At 35.2% G+C, this 4,675-nt stretch carries 6 protein-coding genes; all 6 read left to right on the top strand.

Annotated elements, in window-relative coordinates; all coding sequences use genetic code 11:
• Positions 1–14 precede the first annotated feature (14 nt).
• Entirely contained in the window at positions 15–317 is a 303-nt protein-coding gene (locus FJR38_RS02285) for a PleD family two-component system response regulator (protein WP_168535164.1), read from the top strand.
• A gap of 9 nt (positions 318–326) precedes the next feature.
• On the top strand, positions 327–1,397 hold the full coding sequence (locus tag FJR38_RS02280) for a response regulator (RefSeq protein WP_168535162.1): 1,071 nt from the start codon (positions 327–329) through the stop codon (positions 1,395–1,397).
• A 247-nt stretch (positions 1,398–1,644) separates the two neighbouring features.
• Positions 1,645–2,418: an imidazole glycerol phosphate synthase subunit HisF gene (gene hisF / locus FJR38_RS02275; protein ID WP_168494744.1), complete on the top strand. Its 774-nt coding sequence runs from the start codon at positions 1,645–1,647 to the stop codon at positions 2,416–2,418.
• 94 nt (positions 2,419–2,512) lie between these two features.
• A complete protein-coding gene (locus tag FJR38_RS02270; protein WP_168494747.1) occupies positions 2,513–2,704 on the top strand; it encodes a hypothetical protein in 192 nt (63 codons plus the stop codon).
• Between the two features lie 334 nt (positions 2,705–3,038).
• On the top strand, positions 3,039–3,758 hold the full coding sequence (locus FJR38_RS02265) for a hypothetical protein (protein WP_168494749.1): 720 nt from the start codon (positions 3,039–3,041) through the stop codon (positions 3,756–3,758).
• Between the two features lie 120 nt (positions 3,759–3,878).
• Positions 3,879–4,640, top strand: a complete 762-nt coding sequence (locus FJR38_RS02260) for a DUF1350 family protein (protein ID WP_168494751.1) — start codon at positions 3,879–3,881, stop codon at positions 4,638–4,640.
• Positions 4,641–4,675: the final 35 nt, after the last annotated feature.

The raw sequence follows: 4,675 nt of genomic DNA, 5'->3' as shown, positions 1-4,675 counted from the left end.
ATATCACGTGATTTTTGGTAAATGAAAAAGCAGAATTTATAAATATCATTACAGCAGAAAACCCTGATCTTATTCTTATAGATATGCCAATACAAAGCATAGATAAACTAGAAATAATTCCCTACATTCGTGCCAATCAGCAGTTTCAGCATATACCTATTATTGTTTTGGCGGCTGCAACTCCATCAGATATCAATAATATGGATAGCAGTCATCGAGAAAAATGTATCGCCGTCGGAGTAAATGAATATTTTACAAAACCCGTCAAATTGAAAATTATCCTTGATAAAATTCAAACCCTATTAACTCAATCCTAACCTTTAGATATGGCTATTCCACCTAAAATTTTAATTATTGATGATGAACCTGATAATTTTGATGTAATTGATACATTATTAGATAATCAAGGTTATGAATTGAGCTATGTTAGTAATGGCAAACAAGCTCTGGATCTTTTAGGCTATTTTAAACCTGATGTAATTTTATTAGATGTGATGATGCCAGAAATGAATGGTATCGAATTCTGTCAAAAATTCAAATCCAATTCTCTTTGGAAACATATCCCTGTGATTATGGTGACAGCCCTTTCTAGTAAAGAGGATTTATCCCAATGTTTATTAGCAGGTGCAGATGACTTTATTAGTAAACCCATTAATGGTTTAGAATTACGTTCTCGAATGCGTTCTATGTTGCGTATTAAACAACAATATGATGCTTTACAAGAAACTTTATATTTGCGGGAAGACCTTTCTAATATGATAGTTCATGATTTGCGAAATCCCCTGACTGCTATTATTATGTCTGCGGAAATTTTGCGAATTACAGACTATTCACCAGAACGTCAAGAGAAAAAAACTAGTCAAATTATCACTAATGCCCAAAAATTACAGGCTATGATTGATAGTTTATTAATTATGGCAAAATTAGATTCGGGAAAAATGATAATTCACCGGACAGATACTGATATATTTGATATTTGTTTATCTGCTATTTCCGATATAGAATTAACTATAAATAAGAAGAATATAGAATTAATTACTAAACTCCCTGAACCAGGAACTCTAGTTAGTGTAGATGCAAGTCTTTTCCGGCGCGTTATTGATAATTTACTTTCTAACGCGATTAAATTTACACCTGAAGAAAGTCAAATTTCCTTTTTTGCTGAATATACATCATCAGGAAAATTTCGCATTCAAATAAGTGATGCTGGTCCAGGAGTACAAGAGGAATTAAGGGAAGTTATTTTTGCAAAATATGAAATAGGAAATATGATTACAGGTGCATATCAGATTGGTTTGGGTTTAGCTTTCTGTAAAATGATTGTTGAAGCTCATGAGGGATATATCAAAGTTGAGGAAAATCATCCCATGGGGGCAATTTTTATTATTGAAATTTAAGATTTTTCATCCCTAACTCTTTAATTTCTGCGTTTTTACTGCTTCGACATGACAAGTAAAGTTTCAATGCACTTCAAATTTATTTATGGTTTACTGATAGCGTGGCGTAAGCCATACTCCTGACTGGGCGCAGGACCTGCGCCCCTACATACTAGCCATACTTAATTAAATTCTCAGTCTCGTCACCTATTCCCCAATTACCTTTACAATGTGAATTTCGAGCAATTACTAGGAGTGAAAAGTCGTTATGTTGTCTAAAAGAATCTTACCTTGCTTAGATGTTAAGGCGGGCAGAGTTGTTAAAGGAATTAACTTTGTTGATTTGAAGGATGCGGGTGATCCCGTAGAACTAGCTAAGGTTTACAATGAAGCCGGTGCAGATGAGTTAGTGTTTCTAGATATTACGGCTACTCATGAAGACAGGGACACAATTATTGATGTAGTTTACCGGACTGCTGAACAGGTCTTTATTCCATTAACTGTGGGTGGTGGGATTCAAACCTTAGAAAATGTTAAAGGTTTGTTACGAGCCGGGGCTGATAAGGTTAGTATTAATTCTGCGGCGGTCAGAAATCCTGATTTCATCAATCAAGCAAGCGATCGCTTTGGTAATCAATGTATTGTTGTCGCTATTGATGCCAGACGTAGGGTTAATCCTGAAAATCCTGGCTGGGATGTCTATGTCCGTGGTGGGCGGGAAAATACGGGGATTGATGTCCTCTGGTGGGCTGAAGAAGTCACAAAACGGGGGGCTGGAGAATTGTTGGTGACAAGTATGGATGCTGATGGCACTCAAGCTGGTTATGATTTGGAGTTGACAAAAGCGATCGCTAATGCAGTAGAAATTCCTGTCATCGCTTCTGGTGGTGCTGGCAATTGTGAACACATCCACACTGCTTTAACAGAAGGTAAAGCCGAAGCTGCACTTCTCGCATCATTGTTACATTACGGTCAACTCAGTGTTTCCCAAATTAAAACCTATTTGCATGAACGCCATATTCCTGTTCGCCTTTCTACTTGACATCCGATACGACTAACTACATCTCTGGAATCAAGCACAGTTACCCGAAATAGTGTTAAGATTAGATGACTACTATTAAGAAATATTAAGAAATATGTTGATTCCTATTTTAATCTTTGATGTAGCACTTGTAGCATGGTCTCTACACCTGATGGAAAAAGCCTATGAGCATAAAGAATTCTCTCTCATGTTGGCTGGTACACTCGTGGCTCTAGCTGCCGCAGCTATGCTGGTGGTTTATTTTTTAATGGGACACTGTATGAGCTATTTATTAGAAGTATCCTAGTACCGCAGGGCGGAATTAAAAATTAAAAATTAAAAAAGCATATTACACAAGCTTCTTGAGAATTCTTAATGGTTGGTTGACTTACGCCCTACTGTACTAGTTATCCTAGAGCTAGAAATGATTGAGGATTGTTATACAGCAGATTACATATCTAATGAGGTACAGAATCTAAATTTAAACCTATACACAAAGCCAGTACGGGGGTATCCCTGACTCCTGGTGTATATTGGTATTGTTAGCAGTGAGCAGCAACAGAATATTGAATTTACTATAATTAATAAAATCTGCTTGTTATATTAGACTAAATCAATAGTATGTTAAGGATTTAGCAACTGTGCGAAATGATTTACAGGGATTGAATATTAGTCATGATGATTTGCGAGAATTGACTAACTTACCTGTTAATAATAAATTAATAATTATTACTGATAAAATTCAGCAATTCAGTCAAAACTTACTCAGAAAAGCCCAAGGGACGGAAAGTGCAACTGTAGTTTTTGTCGGACTTTCTATTTCGGTTTTTACTTATCTATTAGTAGATATTGTTGTTAAATTATTTTTTAACAATTTAACAATTCCATCTTGGTTATTGTTGATTATTTTCAGTTTGTGGATAGGTGGAACTATACAAACTTTATGGTATTTAATCTGGCAGCATAAAAGCAAGATTCTCAAAAAGAACATCACAAATTCTTTGAGAATTTTACTCAATGATGTGGAAAGATATAATTCTGTGATTAAAGCGATAGATATTAATGACCAAATTGAGGAAGCTGGAAATCTCCAAGTAGGAATAGAAGGAAGAGAAAAAGTAATTGAAGCACTTAAACTTACAAAAGAAGATTTAATACGCGCTTTAAAGACAGAAAAAATTTTGCGAGAGAATAAAAATTTTATTATTACCAATTCTAATTTATTTGCCAATAATTTAGCAGCTTTAGCATCAATGCAAGTGACTGAAGAAGCTACAGAACATAGCAGATTATTAAATGAAGCGTTGCAAATTTCCTTAGATGTACAGCAGGAAATGAAAAGTTTAAAAAACAAGAGTTAAAAATAATACAATAGATGTGTTTAGATTAAGATGTAGACATGGGAAATATATTCTCTCAAGTTTCCCTGACTTCATCTATATTTGAGAAATTCGATTGTCACACACTCCAAAACTGTGGAAATGAACTGGAAAGAAATTAGGGGTAATTGGGTTCTTGTTCCTCGCAACCCAATCGGTATTATTCATTTTTTAGGTGGTGCTTTTGTCGCCACTTTACCACATTTAACGTATCGTTGGTTACTCGAACATCTGGCTAATCAAGGATATGTGGTTATTGCTACACCTTTTGTGAATACATTAGATCATATTGCGATCGCCGAATCCGTATTACTCAACTTTGAACGCACTAGAGAACGTTTACAGGACTCAGGAGAATTACGCAAACTCTACCTCCCTACCTATGGAGTAGGACATAGTATGGGTTGCAAACTGCATTTGTTAATTGGTAGTCTTTTTCCTGTACAACGTGCAGGTAACATTTTAATATCTTTTAATAACTTTGCAGCAAATGAGGCCATCCCCTTAGTAGAACAATTAAATTCTACATTAGCTATTGAATTTACACCCACCCCAGCACAAACTAACCAGATAGTCCGAGAAAGCTATCGAATCCGGCGCAATTTACTCATAAAATTTAATAAAGACACATTAGATCAATCATTAACCTTAACCCCAATTTTACAACAACTCTTTCCTGATATGGTAACTATACAAACTTTATCCGGAACTCATACTACACCACTAGGACAAGATATTACATGGAAACAAGGAACTGCGTTTAGTCCTTTTGATGCTTTAGGACAATGGTTCAAGCAAGAAGTTTACCGTGATTTAAACACATTAAAACAGATTTTAGTGTTGTGGTTAAATCCCCTTTCTTAATTAAAATTTATACCTGAGAAAATACAAAAATCAGC

Origin of the sequence: Anabaena sp. UHCC 0253, from assembly GCF_009712085.1 — a bacterium.
Taxonomy (GTDB): domain Bacteria; phylum Cyanobacteriota; class Cyanobacteriia; order Cyanobacteriales; family Nostocaceae; genus Dolichospermum.
This window is presented reverse-complemented; position numbering and strand designations above follow the sequence as displayed.

Bases quoted from the DNA above. Each gene is read 5' to 3' on its own strand.
- hisF (WP_168494744.1), top strand. From the start codon at position 1,645: ATGTTGTCTAAAAGAATCTTACCTTGCTTAGATGTTAAGGCGGGCAGA.
- FJR38_RS02280 (WP_168535162.1), top strand. From the start codon at position 327: ATGGCTATTCCACCTAAAATTTTAATTATTGATGATGAACCTGATAAT.
- FJR38_RS02270 (WP_168494747.1), top strand. From the start codon at position 2,513: ATGTTGATTCCTATTTTAATCTTTGATGTAGCACTTGTAGCATGGTCT.
- FJR38_RS02260 (WP_168494751.1), top strand. From the start codon at position 3,879: ATGAACTGGAAAGAAATTAGGGGTAATTGGGTTCTTGTTCCTCGCAAC.